We start from the raw sequence: 15,685 nt of genomic DNA, 5'->3' as shown, positions 1-15,685 counted from the left end.
CGCCCATGAGTTGGGACGACAAGGTCATCTGGTCCGAAGGCATGTTCCTGCGGGCGCAGCATTTCCAGCAGCAGGACCGCTATGTCGAACGGCTGGTGCGCGGCCGGGTCGCCGGCCTGCGTCCCTTCGCCTGGGGCATCAGCGAGCTGACGGTCAACCGCGAGCTTCTGGCGGTCGGCAAATTCGCCGTGCTGCGCTGCAAGGGCATCCTGGAGGACGGGACGCCGATCAACATCCCCGACGACGACGATCCGCCGCCGCCGCTCGACCTGCCCGAAACGCTGGCGAACAGCATCGTCTATCTGGCATTGCCGGTGCGCCAGCGCGGCGGCGTCGAGTTCGAGGTGGGCGAGAGCGCCGACACCGCCACCCGCTATGTCGGCGAGGAGGGCGAGACGGTCGACGCCGTCGCCGGTTCGGCCAGCGTGTCGCGCATCCGCACCGGGCGGTTGCGGCTGCGCTACCGGCTGGAGCGGCAGGAACGGGCCGGCTACCACTGCCTGGGCCTCGCCCGCATCCAGGAGGTGCGGTCGGACCGCCGCGCCACGCTGGACGAGCGCTACATCCCGCCTGCCCTCAATGTCCAGGCGCTGGCGCCGCTGGCCGGCTTCGTCACCGAAATCCAGGGACTGCTGAACAGCCGGGCCGAAGCGCTGGCCGCCCGCGTCGGCGGGTCCAACGGGCGCGGCGCCGGCGAGATGGCCGACTTCCTGATGCTCCAGGTCGCCAACCGCAGCGAGCCGCTGTTCGCCAACATCGCCCGCATGCCCGACATCCATCCCGAACGGCTGCACGGCATGATGCTGTCGCTGGCCGGCGAACTGGCCACCTTCACCGCGCTGAACAAGCGTCCGCCCGCCTTCCCGCCCTATCGGCACGACGACCTCCAGGGCACGCTGGAACCGGTGATGGCGGAGGTTCGCCGCTCGCTCAGCGCGGTGCTGGAGCAGACGGCGGTTCCCATCGATCTTCAGGAGCGCAAATATGGCATCCGCGTCGGCACCATCGCCGACCGCACGTTGATCACCACCGCGACCTTCGTGCTGGCGGTGCGGGCGGACATGCCGGGCGAGACCCTGCGCCGCAACTTCCCGGCGCTGGTGAAGATCGGTCCGGTCGAACAAATCCGCGAACTGGTCAATGTACAGCTTCCCGGTATCCGAGTAAGGCCGCTGCCGGTCGCGCCGCGCCAGCTGCCCTACCATGCCGGCGCCGTGTATTTCGAGCTCGAACGCGGTAGCCCGATTTGGAAACAGCTTGCAACGTCCGGCGGAATCGCGGTTCATCTGGCAGGTGATTTCCCCCAGGTGACGATGGAGCTTTGGGCGATCCGTGGCTGACAGATCACCATTCCGCCATGCGGGGGCGCGATGAGGCTCGGCGGGGTCCTGGCCCTGCGAACCGGCGCGGTCATCGCGGCGACGGTCGCGACCGCCGTGCTGCTGTCGGTCGCCCTTTCCGAACTGAAGTTCGAACAGAAGCTGCGCGAGATCTCGGCCTCCCGCCTGACGGTGGTGGCCGACGAGATGCGGCGCCGGGTCGAATATGGCCTGACGCTGGGGCTTGACCTGTCCGAACTGGTCGATCTCCAGGCCCAGGCCGAACGGGCCGCCACCGGTGAGGACATCCTCGGCGTCGAGGTGGTGGACGAGCGCGGCACCGTGCTGTTCGCCTCCGACCGCGGCGCCGTCGGCCATCCCGGCCCGGACCGCTGGACCGGCGATGCCGGCGACGGCCTGCGCCAGCGGATCGCCGGCGATGTCCTGATCGTCGGCACCGGGGTGCGCAACAGCTTCGGCCAGACGGTTGGCGAGGTGATCCTGCGCTCCTCCCTCGCCGGCCTGCGCGAGCGGGTGGCGGCGGTCGAGGGCGGGCTGCATGCCGGCACGCTGGCGCTGGTCGGCGTCGCCGCGCTGGCGACGCTGGCCGCCGTCTTCCTCGTGGTGCGCCGGGGCGGCCTGCGGTCCACCGGGCCCACCACCGGGCCGGGTGGGGGCGGGGCCGGCGGCCGGGGCGGCCAGGGCAGCCTGGACATCGTGCGCGACCGCCTGACCCGGGGCATCGCCGACGCCGATCTCGCCATGGAGGAGTTGGAGCGCGAACTGGACGCCATGGCACCCATGGTGTCGCGGGGGGTGGCATGACCGGCGCTGCACAGCGGGCGGCGGACCGGCGGCGCGACCCGATCGCCGCCCTGGTGCTCCGGCTGACCATCGTCACGGTGGCGGTTCTGCTGCTGGCGGCGGGGGCCGCCTCCTGGCTGTCGCTGCGCAGCTTCGACCCGCTGTTCCAGCCGGAACTGGCGCGCAAGGCGCGGACGGTCGGCGACCTGCTGGCGGCGCAGATCGACCGCGGGCTCGGCGTGCGCATTCCGCTGAACCGCATGGCCGGTCTCGATTCCCTGCTGGCGGCCGAGGTGCAGCGTCACGCCGACATCGCCTACATCGCGGTCACCGATCCCGCCGGCCATGTCGTGGCCGCGGCGGGCAGGCCGCTTGCCGGGCTCGCCGCCGGGGTCGCCGCGGTGCCGCCCGACCGGTTGGCCGGAGCGGACGACGGACGGCTGGTGGACGGCTTCGTCGACATCGAACGCCCGCTCGGCGGCGGCAAGGTCGGCGCCGCCGGCGCGCTGCATATCGGCGTGGACAGCGCCTTCCTGGCCAAGGCGTCGACCGATCTGGCGCTGGACGTGCTGTCGGTGGTCATCGTCTCCGTCCTGCTGATCTTCGAAGTGCTGCAACTGGTCGTCAATCTCGCCATGCGGCGGGTGCTGACCCTGCGGCTGCTGGCCGACCGGGCGGAGGAGGGCGATTTCCGCGCCACGCTGCCGGCCGTCCCCACCACCTCCACCGCCGCCGCCACCGCCGTCGCCGTCACCGACGATCGCGCGCTGGAGGCCGGGGTGCGCGACGCGCTCGACGGCGTGAATGTCCGCCATGCCGGCCTCGCCGCGCGGGTGGCGCGGTTGCGGCGCCGGCTGGGCGCCGACGACCCGCGCGTCGGCCGGGCGGAGGCCGGGCTGGCCGCGCTCGGCCGGCGTTTCCGTTTCCGCGATCCGGGGGAGGTCGCGCCGGCGCCGTTGAACCTGGTCTTCCTGCGGCTTCCCGTCTTCCTGTTCTGCCTGTCGGAGGAGCTGTCGCGCCCCTTCCTGCCGGCCTATGCCAAATCCTTCGCCGGCGCCGTGCCGTGGCTGACGCCCGACCTGGTGGTCGGCCTGCCGATCACGCTGTTCATGCTGATCTGGGCGCTGTCGCAGCCGGGCGGCGCCCGCTTCTCCGAACGCTGGGGCCGGGCGCGCTCCTTCACCATCGGGGCGCTTCTGGGCGCCGTCGGGCTGGCGTTGACCGCGTCGGCCGGGTCGCTGTTCGAGCTGCTGGCGTGGCGCTGCCTGACCGCGCTCGGCTATGGGCTGGTGCTGATCACCGCCCAGGGCATCGTCGTCGACCACAGCACGCCGCGCAACCGCGCCGCCGGCATGGCGATGTTCATCGGCGCCCTGCTGGCCGCCGGGGTCTGCGGCCCGGTCGGCGGCGGCATCATCGCCGATCAGGTCGGGTTCCGCGCCACCTTCCTGCTGGGGTCGGCGCTGGCGCTGGGGTCCGGGCTGTCGGTCAGCCTGCTGCTGCTGCGCGGCCGCGCCGCGGCCCGCCCGGCGGCGGCCACCGGCCAGGCTCCCGTCATGGCCGGCGGCTGGCGCCTGTTCCGCGCCCTGTTCGGCGATTTCCGCTTCTCCGCCCTGATGCTGCTCAGCGCGATTCCGACCAAGATCGCCTCCACCGCCTTCCTCTTCTGCCTCGTTCCGCTCCTGCTGACCGCCGACGGCTCCAGCAAGGCCGAGATCGGCCGGGTGCAGATGATGTATTTCGTCGCCTTCATCCTGGTGTCGCCGCTGGCCGCCAGCCTGTCCGACCGCTGGCAGGCGCGGCGCGGCTTCATCGCCGCCGGCGGCCTCGGCACGCTGGCGAGCTGCCTGCCCATCGTCGCCACCCAGGCGCTGTGGGGACCGCCGCTGGCCATCGCCCTGTTCGGCCTGTCCCAGGCGCTGGTGGGGGCGCCGCAGCTGACGCTGGTCTCGCAGATCGCCCGCGAGGGCGGCCTGCCCGAGACGGCGGCCATCGGCTGGTACCGGCTGGTCGAGCGGCTGGGCGGGGCGCTCGGCCCCGTCACCGCCATGGCGGTGGCGGTCGCCACCTCCTACCGCGAGGCGATGCTCGGCATCGGCCTCTTGTGCGGGGCGAGCGCCCTGCTGTTCTGGATCCTCTTCCGACCCCGCCGGCCGTCCGCACCCGCGGCCCGTCCGCAGGAGGCATGACCGCGATGACCGCGCCCCTCTTCGACGACGACCCCCTTCCCCGCATCCGGCGCCGCTCGCTCCTGCGGCTGGCCGCCGGCGGCGCCCTCGCCTTGCCGGGGCTGTCCCTTGCCGGCGGGGCGCTCGCCGCCGCCGTTCCCGACCGGACCTTCCGCATCACCATGGTGCTGGGGCGCGGCGAGAGCGACAATGAATTCGGCTTCAAGGACTATCTGGCCCGCCGCGGCCTGAAGGTCGACTACACCATCCGCAACACCGGCGGCGACACCGCCAAGCTGCCCGGCATCATCGAGGAGATCCGGGATACCCGGCCCGATCTGATCTACAGCTGGGGCACGCCGCAGACCCGCGGCCTCGTCGGCCCCTATGACGACGCCGACCCGCGCAAGTTCATCACCGACATCCCGGTCGTCTTCACCTTCGTCGCGGCACCGGTGGACGCGCGGATCGTGCCCGATCTCGGCCATCCCGGGCGCAATGTCACCGGCACCATCCACATCGCGCCGATCGCGGTGCAGCTGAACACCATCCAGGCCTATCGCCCGATCAAGCGGCTGGGCATCGTCTACAATCCGCAGGAGCGCAACTCGATCCTCACCATCGAGGGGCTGCGGGCGGAATCGGCGCTGCGCGGGCTGGAGCTGATCGAGGAGCCGGTGCCGCTGAACGACCGCGGCGAGCCGATCGCCGCCGCCGTGCCCGACGCGCTGGCGCGGGTGGCGCGGCGCGGGGCCGAGGTTCTGTATATCGGCCCGGACACCTTCATCGCCTTCCACAACCGCGCCGTCGTCGCGGCGGAGGCGCTGCGCCTGCGCCTGCCGACCTTCTCGGTGACGGAGCTGATCGTGCGCACCGACAGGGCGATGCTGGCGCTGGCGAGCAGCGCCTACGGCATCGGCCGCTTCACCGCCTTCAAGGCGGCGCAGATCCTGCTCGACGGCACCAGCCCGGCCGGGATTCCGGTGGAAACGCTGAAACGCTTCTCCGTCATCATCAACATGGCGACGGTGCGGTCGCTGGAATATTACCCGCCCATCGGCCTGCTGAACTTCGCGGAAATCATCGAATCATGAGTGGCCTGTCATGAGTGTCCCGCCCCCCGTCGTCCTGTCCTGCGGCGCGTTTCCCCCGCGTGGCGACGCCGCGCGGGCGGTGGCCGCCCTCCGGCTGAAGGCGCTGGCCGCCGATCTGCCGGACGGACTGACGGTCCGCCTGATGGATCTGGACGATTCCGGCCTGCTGGCCGACTTCCGCGTCCGGGTGGTGGCGATGCTGGAGGATCCCGACCATTACCGCATGGTGGGCGAGGTGGGCAATTTCGTCGCCGACCATCTGGGCGACCGTGGCCTGACCGCCGGCATCTTCCGCAAGGGCAGGCTGGTCGCCTATGGCGCGCTCGGCCTGCCGTCGGGAGACGAGCCCAACCGGGGCCGTGACCTCGATCTGCCGGAGGCGGAGCTGCCCTGGGTGGCGCATATGTCGTCGGCGATGGTGGACCCGTCGGAGCGCGGGCGCGGCCTGCATCACCGCCTGATCGACTGGCGGATCGAGGTGACGGAGGCGCTGGGCCGCCGGCATCTCGTCACCACGGTCAGCACGCGCAACCACCGCAGCTGGGGCCATCTTGCCCGCCACGGCATCTATCCAAAGCGGCTGGTCCGGGTCGGCGGTGATCTGGTGCGGCTGCTGGTCCACCGCGATTTCGCCGCCGATCCCGTCTTCGACCCCGCCAGCGCCGAGCTGGTGGCGGTGGAGGAGCTGGCGGCCCGCTGGGACGTGTTCGAGCGCGGCCATGTCTGGGCGCGCGTCTCTGCCGGCCACCAGGGGGCGGGCCAGGGGGCGGGCCAGGGGGCGGGCCAGGGGGCGGGTGAGGGAGCCACGTTGCGTTGGTACGCGCTGTGCGGCCGGGAGCGGACCGATTTGGATCGGGATTTGCGCTGACCGGCTGTCGCTTGGGGGGATGGACGGGATGGGAACGGGCGGTTTCGCGGCGCGGCTGGCGGCGTTCATGGCGGTGGCGGTGTTCGTCGCCAGCCTGTCCGCCGTCGTGCTGTGGACGCGCGAACAGGCGCGCCGCCTGGACGAGGCCGTGACCTCCCAGGTCGATTTCGTGCTGAGCGAGGCCAAGGCGTCGCTCGAGACCCAGCTCAATCTCGGGCTGGCGCTGGGCGACCTGCCGCAGGTCGACGCGCTGCTGGCCCGCGCCCGCATCGCCCTGCCCGGCATCCAGTCCGTCGCCGTCCTGGACGAGGACGGCATCATCCTGTTCTCCACCAACGCGGTCGAGGTGGGGGAGGAACTGCCGGTCCATCATCCGGCCGGTCCCGCCGATGGTCGCGCCGATGGTCGCGCCGACGGGCGCGATGGCTTCTGGTCGGAGGAGCGCGAGACCGAGCGCATCTATGGCGTCGGGCTTTCCACCAGCTTCGACACCACCGCCGGCAGCGTCCTGGTGCGCATGCCGCCCAGCGCGATGGCGGAGCCGATGCGCCATTATGTCCTGACCCTGTCCATCGGCGCGGTGCTGATCGCGCTGCCGCTGCTCCTGGTCGGCTGGCTGGCGGGCCTGCGGCTGGCCGCCGGACCGCGCCGGTCGCTCGCCGGCCTCGCCGCCGCGCTGGAGCGGCTGGAGGAGGAGGAGACGGCGCCCGGCGCGTCGCCCGCTCCCGGCGGACCCGGTCCCGCTCCGCCGGCAGCCGCGGCCGCCGCGGCTCTCGGCCTGCCGGCCGCCGCCTTCACCGAGGCGGTGCGGCGGCGGCTGGCCATCCTGAAGGAGGCGGAGCGCGAGGTCGCCCGCCTGGACGAACTCGCATGATTTCCGGTCGGCATCGTTCCTTCACCCTCGGGCTTCCCGCCCTCGTCCTGCTGGCGGCGGCGCTCGCCATCGCCGGGGTCGGGCTGCTCGGCACCCGGCTGGCGCAGGAACAGCTGGCCGAGGCCCGCGCCGCCAAGGCCGCCGCCGTGGCGCAGGCGGTGCAGCATGATCTCGAACGCGCCATCGGCCACGGCATTCCGCTTGCCCGGATCGAAGGGGTGGACGTCTTCCTCCAGGGCATCGCCGGCCGCAACCCCGACATCGGGTTCCTGGCGCTGACCGGTGGCGACGGCGCCCTGCTCCAGGGGGCGGCGGCCCCCGGCTCCCCCCTCGACCGCAAGGGGCTGGAGGCGCTGGCCGCCTCGCTCCGCGGCCTGCCGACCCCGGAGACCCGTGCCGCGACCCTCGAGCCGGTCGAGCGCGGCGGCTTCCTCATCCTGCGCCTGCCGGTCCGCATCGACCGCCTGTCCTCGGAAGGCGGTGGCGGCGGGGCGAGCCGGCCGCCGGCCGGCCATGTGCTGGTCGCCGTGCGGCCGGAGCAGGTGCGCGGCCAGATCGCCGGCGAGCTGGCGACGGTGGCGCTGGGCGCGCTGGCGCTTCTGCTGCCGCTGGCGGAACTGGCCGCCCTGCTGGTCCGCGCCAGCGTCGGCGTGCCGCTGCGCCGGCTGGCCCGCGCGATGGAGGAGGCCGCGGCCGGGCGCTTCGCCACGCTGCTGGGCCGCCGCCCGCGCGATCAGGTCGGCCGGCTGCTGCTGTCCTTCAACGCCGTCGTCTTCGGCCTGCACGCCCGCCGCCAGCGCTTCGCCGCCCATGCCGAGGAGGTGCGCGCGGCGGTGTTCGATCCGCAGGTCGCCGAGGCGGTCGAACGCACCCGTCGCTCCGCGCTGGAGGCGCTCGGCCGCGGCCTGGAGGCGGCCCCCCGCCGCGAGAGCGAGCCCCGGCCCGACGATGTCCACGGCTTCGCCCTGCTCGCCCTGTCCGCCGCGGCGATGCTGGCGGCGGCGGGCGGCGGCCTGCCGATGCCCGCCGGGACCGTCGCGGTCGCCGCCGTTGGCGCGGTCGGCGGTGCCGCCGCCGGTTATGCCGTTCCCGCCGGCTGGCGCCGGCCGGTCGCGTCGCTGACCGCCCTGCTTCTGCTCGGCCTCGCCGCCGCCCTCCTGATCCTTCCCTTCGGATCGCTGTCGCCGGCGGGTATCGTCGTCGCCGTTTCGGCCGCGCTGGCCGGTGGGGCCGCCGCCGGGGTGGCCTTGTCCTATGTGCGGCGGCAGTGCGGCGGCGCCGGTGTCCTGCCGCTCTTGCGGGCGCTGGGGATCGGCGTGTCCGCGGCCGCGCTCTGGGGAACCGCCCTCGGCTGGGATGGCGGGATCCTCGCCGTGTCGGCCCTGCTGTCCGCCGGACTGGCGCTGCCGCTGGCGCGGCCCATCGTCGATCCGCGGCGCTGAGAGGCCCCCATGCTGCTCCAGACCCGCATCATCCTGTTCGTGCTCGCCACCGTCACCGTGGTGGCTGGCCTTCTCCTCGGTTTCGCCGCCCTGCGCGAGGATGCCGCCGACCACCGGGCGCGCGAGCTGGAGCTGGCCCGGCTGGAGACCGCCTGGCAGCTCGCCGTCGCGGGCGCCGTCGGCCGCATCGACCAGGGGCTCGGCCGGCTGGCCGGCGATGCCGAGATCGCCCGCGCGGTGGAGGCGGAGGATCGCGGCGCGCTCGACCGCCGGGTCGCGGCGCTGGGGATCCTCCCGGCGCCGGCCGCCACCGCTCCGGCTCCGATTCAAGCTCCGGCCACCCTCGCCGTCAGCGGCGGGATCAGCGACATCAACCTGCTGTCGAAGTCGGGCGACCTGCTCTACAGCACCGATCCGTCGCTCGATCCGTCGCCGCTGCTGAACCGGGGGGCGCTCGACGCCATCCTGTCCGGGCAGAAGCTGGCGCGTGGCGTCCATCTGGTGAATGGCGAGCGCCTGGTGGTGGTGGCCGGGGTGCCGATCTATGCCGGGACCGGGTCCGGCGGCGGAGCGGGCAGCGGGGCCGGCGTCACCGGCGCCGCGGTGGCCGGGCTGGACATCGCCGCGGCACTCGACGGTCTGCGGCGGAACACGGGCGGGCGGATCTTCGCCGTGTCGCGCGGCGGCGAGGTGCTGGACGGCGCCAGCGATCCGCTGTGGCCGGCGGTCCAGCCGCTGGTCCGGCCGGCCGAGCGCAGCATCGGCGATTTCACCGTCACCCATGATCTTGGCGGCCTTCACCGCTACAGGCTGGCCAGCCTGCCGGTCGCCGACCTCGCCGGCGGGCGCGTCGCCACCGTGCTGATCGCCACCGACGAGACGCAGGAGGTGGAGGAGCGGGCGCTGTGGTCGGTCGCCTATGTCGCCGCGGTCGGGCTGGTGCTGCTCGGCGCGCTGGGGCTGCTCTATGGCTTCCTGCGGCGCAACTTCTCGACGCTCGACGTCGCGGTGAAGGCGTTGCAGGATCTCTCCCATGGCCGGGCCATGGGCTATGTCGAACTGCCGGCCGGCAATGACGAGATCGGCCGCATCGCCGGCGCGGTGGAGGTCTTCAGCGGCGTCATGCGCGAGATCGAGCGCAGCGCCGGCCAGCGCGAACGCCGCCTGCGCCGCCAGCAGCGCTTCATCCGCCGCCAGATGGAGGCGCTGGCCGTCACGCTGGAGGAGGATGCCCGCCAGACCCTGCTGGAGGAGCTGCGCCAGATCGAGGCGGAAACCTATGACGCCCAGTCCTCCCAGTCCAAGGGGGTGGGCGACGAGCTGGGGCTGCTGGCGCTGGGATTCTCCCGTCTGGCGACGCGGGTCGGCTCCCAGCAGGTGCAGTTGACCCGGATGGTGCGCGACCTGCGCGAGGCGTTGGCCGACAAGCGGCGGCTGATCAGCCTGCAACAGGAGCTGGAGATCGCCCGCACCATGCAGCTGACCATCCTGCCCCAGGTCTTTCCCGACCTGCCGGAGCTGGACATCGCCGCCCGCATGATCCCGGCCAAGGAGGTCGGCGGCGACTTCTACGATTTCTTCCCGATCTCCGACAGCAAGGTGGCCCTCGTCATCGCCGACGTGTCGGGCAAGGGCATCCCGGCCGCCTTCTTCATGCTGATCACCCGCACCATGCTGCGCGCCATCGCCGAATCCGGCGTCGGCCCGGCCGAGACCCTGCGCCGGGTCAACAATCTGCTGGCGGCGGAGAACGAGCAGATGATGTTCGTCACCGTCTTCTATGGCGAGCTGGACCTGCGCACCGGCGTCCTCTGCTATTCCAACGGCGGCCACAACCCGCCGCTGCGCATGACCGCGTCTGGAGCGGTGCGGGAGCTGGAGCGCATTCCCGGCATCGCGCTCGCCGCCATGCCCGACATGCCGTTCGGCGAGAGGAGCGTGACGCTGGATACCGGCGAGATGGTCGTCCTGTTCACCGACGGCGTGACCGAGGCCTTCGACGGCGAGGAGGTGATGTATGGCGATCCCCGGCTGGCCGCCGCGGTCGCCGGTCAGGCCAGCGCGTCGGCCCGCGACGGGCTGGACGGGGTGCTGGCCGACCTTTCCCGCTTCACCGCCGGGGCGCCGCAGTCCGACGACATCACCTGCCTGGTCCTGCGCTGGCGCGGGAGCGGAGGAGACGAGGGCGGGGGAAGCGCCGCCGTGCCTCGAATGGACTCAGGACCTCGAATGGATCGTCCGGCGCACGCCGGCATGTTATAACCCCCGAACGTTGTGGATAAGGCGAGGTTAGGGTATGAACATCACCGAACAGTCGGTCAACGGCGTGACCGTGCTGCGGGCCGACGGACGGATCGACAGCGGCAATGCCAGCGGGTTCGAGGCGGCTTTGCTGGCGGCCATCGGGACCGAGGGCACACGGCTTGTTGTCGATATGGCCCAGCTTTCCTACATCAGTTCGGCCGGGCTTCGTTGCCTGCTGGTCGCCGCCAAGGCGGCGCGGGTCAAGCGCGGGTCGATCGCCCTGTCCGCCATGGCGCCGCACATCCGCGAGGTGTTCGATGTCAGCGGCTTCTCGTCGCTGTTCGAGATCCATGCCGACGCGGCGGCGGCGGTGGCCGCGCTGGGTGGCTGATCCGGGGGGCTGGGAGGAGAGCGGAGGCGGGCTGAGGTCGGCTTTTCGATAAGGCGGTCCCCAGAAGGGGGACCGGATGCATGATGGAAACTGCCATGCCGTCAAACATCCTGGTTGTCGAGGACTCCCCGGCCGTGCGGCTCTCCGTCGCCGGCTATTTGGAGGGGCGCGGGTTCGACGTGACCGAGGCCGAGAATGGCCGAGCCGCCATCCGCGCGCTCGACCGCCGCAGCTTCGACCTGATCGTCACCGACGTGCTGATGCCGGAGGTCGATGGGATCGAAGTGATCAAGGTCGCCCGCAGCGCCCAGCCCGATGTGAAGATCCTCGCCATGTCCGGCGGTGCCCCCAACATGCCGGCCGGCTATCTGTTGAAGATGACCCGCATGTTCAATGCGGATGAGATCATCTACAAGCCCTTCCTCAATGAGGAGTTGGGGGCGGCGGTCGCCCGTCTGCTCGACCAGGCGCTGCCAAATTAAGCAGTTCGCGGCATCTGCCCAATAATGGGGCGAAAAAGAAAACGGCCCCGGCGCGAAAACGCCGAGGCCGCAAGTGAAGCGTGGAACCAACCACAGATCACCACGCAAGCATCATGCCAGACCTCCCGGAATTGACCGGGAACCGAGTCTGAAAATCCGGAACGCCGTTTGACCACTCCTGTTGTTCGGGACACGGGCGGGGGGCTTGCGCCGAGTATGGCGTGCCACCCGCCGATCCAAGAATCCTGACAAGAGGGAGCGGACCACCATGGCACAGTACGAGAATCGTTGGAGGGACGAGGGACGGCGTGACGAGGGATGGCGGGGCGAGGGTCGCGACTGGCGCGACGACGACCGGGAGCCGAACCGGCATCGTGACTGGGGCGAGGCGCCGCGCCGCGCCGGACAGTATGATCCGGACGAGGCCGGTCGGCACGAGAGCCTGTATCGTCCGCAGTCCCATCTCCACCAGGACGAGCAGGGCCGCCGCTACCGCGACACCGGCTATGGCGGGCGGGTCGGCAACGAGTCGGGTGGTTATGGCCGCGACTTCGATTACGGCCGCGGCGATCAGCGTGACGACAGCTCCCGTGAGATGGAACGGATGTACGGCCGCGGCTTCGGTGGCGGCCGGGACATCGCCCGCGGCGGCTATGGCGCCGGCTATGGCGGCCGGTCCGGGTCCAGCGGCTATGGCGGTTATGCCGGCGCCGGCACTGCCGGTACCGAGGGCAACTATGCCGGCCGCGATGTCGGCGGCGGCGAGTATCGCGACCGTGATTACGGCGTCCGCCCCTATGGCCAGGATGACCGTGGCGGCGCCTTCGCCGGCCATGGCGGCTATGAGGGTGGTTACCAGGGCGGCTACCAGGGCAACTATGGCGGCCGTGGCGATGACCGCTACCGGGGGCGGTCGCGCGGCTTCTGGGAACAGGCCGGCGACGAGATCGCCTCCTGGTTCGGCGATGATGATGCCGAGCGCCGCCGCCATGAGGACGAACGGCGGGCCGCCCAGCATCGCGGGCGCGGCCCGCGTGGCTACAGCCGGTCCGATGACCGGGTGCGCGAGGATGTCAGCGACCGGCTGACCGACGACGCCTACATCGACGCCTCCGAGATCGAGGTGACGGTCAGCGGTGGCGAGGTGACGCTGACCGGCATGGTTCCCGACCGCCGGACCAAGCGGCGGGCCGAGGATGTCGCCGAATCGGTATCGGGTGTTTCCCATGTGCAGAACAACCTGCGCATTCGGGCTCAGGCCGCGGGCCAAGGCGCGACCGGTTGGGGCAGTTCCACCGGCGCCGGGGCCTCGGCCATGGCGGGCGCCGGCGGAACCACCGGCGGGCTGGGAGCCGGTACCGGCGCCAACACCGGCTCCAGCGCCCCCTCGGCCACCGGAACCGGCGCCGGCACCAGCGGTGGTCCGGCCGCCGCCTCGGCCGGAACCGGTTCGATGACCGGTTCGACCACCGGGGAAACCGGCTCCACCGGCACCGGCCGCTCCCCCACCACGCGGAGCTGATCGCCGCCGGGAGCAAATTGCCAAAGGGCAAGGCTGGGCAAAGGCGCGACGTCCTGTCTCCCCGGCATTTCCGCCGCCGGAGGCCGGGCGCCGCGCCTTTCGTCTGGGAGGGCATCGGGGATATCCCCCTCTCCTCCTCGGAGGCGGGAAGCGGTATACGGGTTTTCGCAAACTTCAATCACAACCAAGTCATCCGATTGAAGTTCTTCTCGGACGGCATCCGGGTCCGGTCGGATGGAGGGGTAAGGGCACAGCGGATACTCGCCGACGTCATCGAACAGCGGCGAGGGTGCGATCCGCTCCTCGACCCGTCCCCCCCCCACCAGGGATGTCTTCCGAAAAGAGAATAAGAGCAAACCCTAATGCTCTAAGAGCTAGCATTTTAAATCAAATTTGCAACGCTACAGGCGTTCCGAGCTTGCGGACCGGCCCATCCGGAGAAAACACATGCATCTCAATAACCTCAGCATGTCGAAGCGGATCTTCGGCGGATTCGCGGTTCTGATGGGGCTGTTCTTTACATTGGGAGGTGTAACGATCAGTGGCCTCAGCTCCACCGAAAACCGCATGCGGGATCTGGTGGTCATCAACCAGGTCGCGGCCGACTTCGCCGAGCTGCGCACCCTGACCAGCCAGGTCGAAGCATCGGCGCAAACGGCGATGGGCACCGGACTGGTGAGGGATATCGACGGTGCCCGCGCCGGTCTCGCCGAGCTTCGGCATGCGATCGAGGGCATTCTCGCCAACGCCGCGGCGGCGGGACGGGGGGGCGTCGTCAACGACGCGCTGAACGCCGTCAGCGCCGAATTCAACCGCGTCATCGCCACGATCGAACGCCGCCGGCAGTTGCTGGACAAGCTCCTTGCCATGGGAATTGACATGGGTACGACCGCCGAGGCGCTCGATACCCAGGCCGCGGGGGCCGGCGATGCGGCTTTCGCCTCGGCGGCTTCGCGTGTGCGCACGATGGTCGACAACAGCCGTTTCCTGATCGTTCGCTTCGTCATGACCAATTCCCCGGCGGACTCCGGCCTTGCGGAGGCGGAAGCCACCAAGCTGAAGACCGCTTACGCCGAAGCATCGGCGATGACGCCGCCGACGCCGCGGACGAAGCGCTTCATCGCGGCGCTTGCCGAGGACATCAAGGCGCTGCCGCTGGTCACGGCCGAGCTGATCACCAGCTCGGCCGAGCGCGCCAGCGCGGCCAGGGCGCTGTCCGAGGCTCTTGGCCGGCTGCGCGGCGCCGCCAAGGCGGAAGCGGACGATTTGAACGAGCGGCGCGGCGCGGCCATCGGGGAAACCCAGGCGGCCCAGAGCCTGATGGAAACCGTCGTCATCGTCGTCATCGTCGGGCTGACCCTGATCGGCGCCCTGATGGGGTGGTTGGGTGGACGTTCGATCACCGTACCCATCATCCGGATGACCACGGTCATGCACCGGCTCGCCCACAACGAACTGAGCGTCGAGGTGCCGGCCCTGGATCGCGGCGACGAGATCGGCCGGATGGCGCGGGCCGTCCAGGTCTTCAAGGAAAACGCCCAGGCCGTGAATCATTTCCGCGCCGAGCAGGCGGAGGCCGAGATGCGCGCCGCCCGCGAGCGGCGCCTGACGATGGACGCGCTGGCCGAGGACTTCCAATCGCATGTGAGCGGCGTGGTGCATCTGGTCGGCACTGCGGCGCGGGAAATGGGTGAAACCTCGCTGTCGATGGCCTCGATGTCGGAACAGGCGACGAATCAGGTCGCCACCGTCGCTGTCGCCGCCGAAAAGGCCTCTGACAACGTCCGCACGGTGGCCGCCGCCACCGAGGAGCTGAATTCCTCGACCGCCGAGATCGGCCGTCACGTCAGCCGAGCCAACGCCACCGCCGTCGGCGCGGCCAACCGGGCGGCGCAGACCGACACCATCGTCCGCAGCCTCGCCGACGCCGCCCAGCGGATCGGCGAGATCGTCAGCATGATCAGCGGCATCGCCGGACAGACCAACATGCTGGCGCTCAACGCCACCATCGAGGCGGCCCGGGCCGGCGAGATGGGCAGGGGGTTTGCCGTGGTGGCCGGCGAGGTCAAGAACCTCGCCAGCCAGACGGCGCGCGCCACGGACGAGATCAGCGGTCAGGTGGGCGCCATCCAGCAGGTGACCGCACAGGCGGTGGAGGCGATCCGCGAGATCGGTTCGACCATCGGCGAGATCGGCAAGGTGTCGGCGGTCATCGCCTCCGCCGTCGAACGGCAGATGGACGCCACGCGCGAAATCGCACGCAGCGCGGATCTCGCGGCGACCGGTACGGCCGAGGTCCTCGCCAACATCGCGAGCGTCACCGAGGTGGTCGCCTCCGCCGGCAAGGCGGCCGCCCGGGTGCTCCAGGATTCCAAGATCCTCTCCCAGACATCGACCGAGCTGAACACGCAGACCGACAGTTTCATCGGGCGAATCCGCGTCGGCTGACACAACGCAGAGCCAATAAATTCCATCCG

The 15,685-nt window shown here is 71.2% G+C and carries 12 protein-coding genes; all 12 read left to right on the top strand.

All coding sequences use genetic code 11. The features are described from left to right. The first annotated feature begins 5 nt into the window (after window positions 1-5). The 12 genes from tssK to AZL_RS09315 all read left to right on the top strand — a co-directional run bounded on the left by tssK (window position 6) and on the right by AZL_RS09315 (window position 15,656). Window positions 6-1,340, top strand: a complete 1,335-nt coding sequence (tssK, locus tag AZL_RS09370; protein WP_012974390.1) for a type VI secretion system baseplate subunit TssK — start codon at window positions 6-8, stop codon at window positions 1,338-1,340. A gap of 30 nt (window positions 1,341-1,370) precedes the next feature. Next, on the top strand, window positions 1,371-2,144 hold the full coding sequence (locus AZL_RS09365) for a hypothetical protein (RefSeq protein WP_012974389.1): 774 nt from the start codon (window positions 1,371-1,373) through the stop codon (window positions 2,142-2,144). Then, entirely contained in the window at window positions 2,141-4,312 is a 2,172-nt protein-coding gene (locus AZL_RS37395) for an MFS transporter (RefSeq protein WP_012974388.1), read from the top strand. The genes AZL_RS09365 and AZL_RS37395 overlap by 4 nt, the downstream gene beginning before the upstream one ends. A gap of 5 nt (window positions 4,313-4,317) precedes the next feature. Continuing rightward, window positions 4,318-5,385 (top strand): ABC transporter substrate-binding protein, encoded by a 1,068-nt coding sequence (locus AZL_RS09355; protein WP_012974387.1) that lies wholly within the window; start codon window positions 4,318-4,320, stop codon window positions 5,383-5,385. Window positions 5,386-5,395: 10 nt separating this feature from the next. After that, on the top strand, window positions 5,396-6,253 hold the full coding sequence (locus AZL_RS09350) for a GNAT family N-acetyltransferase (RefSeq protein ID WP_012974386.1): 858 nt from the start codon (window positions 5,396-5,398) through the stop codon (window positions 6,251-6,253). Between the two features lie 28 nt (window positions 6,254-6,281). Further along, complete coding sequence (locus AZL_RS09345) at window positions 6,282-7,127, top strand: hypothetical protein (RefSeq protein WP_148219270.1); 846 nt, start codon at window positions 6,282-6,284, stop codon at window positions 7,125-7,127. Continuing rightward, complete coding sequence (locus AZL_RS09340; protein ID WP_063828222.1) at window positions 7,124-8,569, top strand: HAMP domain-containing protein; 1,446 nt, start codon at window positions 7,124-7,126, stop codon at window positions 8,567-8,569. Before AZL_RS09345 ends, AZL_RS09340 begins: the two co-directional genes overlap by 4 nt. 9 nt (window positions 8,570-8,578) lie before the next feature. Beyond that, window positions 8,579-10,831, top strand: coding sequence for a PP2C family protein-serine/threonine phosphatase (locus AZL_RS09335; protein ID WP_012974383.1), 2,253 nt, complete (start codon window positions 8,579-8,581; stop codon window positions 10,829-10,831). 34 nt (window positions 10,832-10,865) lie between these two features. Further along, the gene (locus AZL_RS09330; RefSeq protein WP_012974382.1) at window positions 10,866-11,204 is read left to right on the top strand and encodes an STAS domain-containing protein; all 339 of its coding nucleotides are present in this window, start codon (window positions 10,866-10,868) and stop codon (window positions 11,202-11,204) included. Between the two features lie 95 nt (window positions 11,205-11,299). After that, window positions 11,300-11,686 carry a response regulator gene (locus AZL_RS09325; RefSeq protein ID WP_042442879.1) on the top strand — a complete coding sequence of 129 codons (387 nt, stop codon included), beginning with the start codon at window positions 11,300-11,302 and terminating at the stop codon, window positions 11,684-11,686. 268 nt (window positions 11,687-11,954) lie between these two features. Then, a complete protein-coding gene (locus tag AZL_RS09320; RefSeq protein WP_012974380.1) occupies window positions 11,955-13,208 on the top strand; it encodes a BON domain-containing protein in 1,254 nt (417 codons plus the stop codon). A 447-nt stretch (window positions 13,209-13,655) separates the two neighbouring features. Further along, a complete protein-coding gene (locus AZL_RS09315) occupies window positions 13,656-15,656 on the top strand; it encodes a methyl-accepting chemotaxis protein (RefSeq protein ID WP_012974379.1) in 2,001 nt (666 codons plus the stop codon). The last annotated feature ends 29 nt before the right edge of the window (window positions 15,657-15,685 follow it).

Origin of the sequence: Azospirillum sp. B510, from assembly GCF_000010725.1 — a bacterium.
In the GTDB taxonomy this organism is placed as follows: domain Bacteria; phylum Pseudomonadota; class Alphaproteobacteria; order Azospirillales; family Azospirillaceae; genus Azospirillum; species Azospirillum lipoferum_B.
Note: the sequence above shows the minus strand (reverse complement) of the source record. Positions and strands in the feature narration are given on the sequence as shown.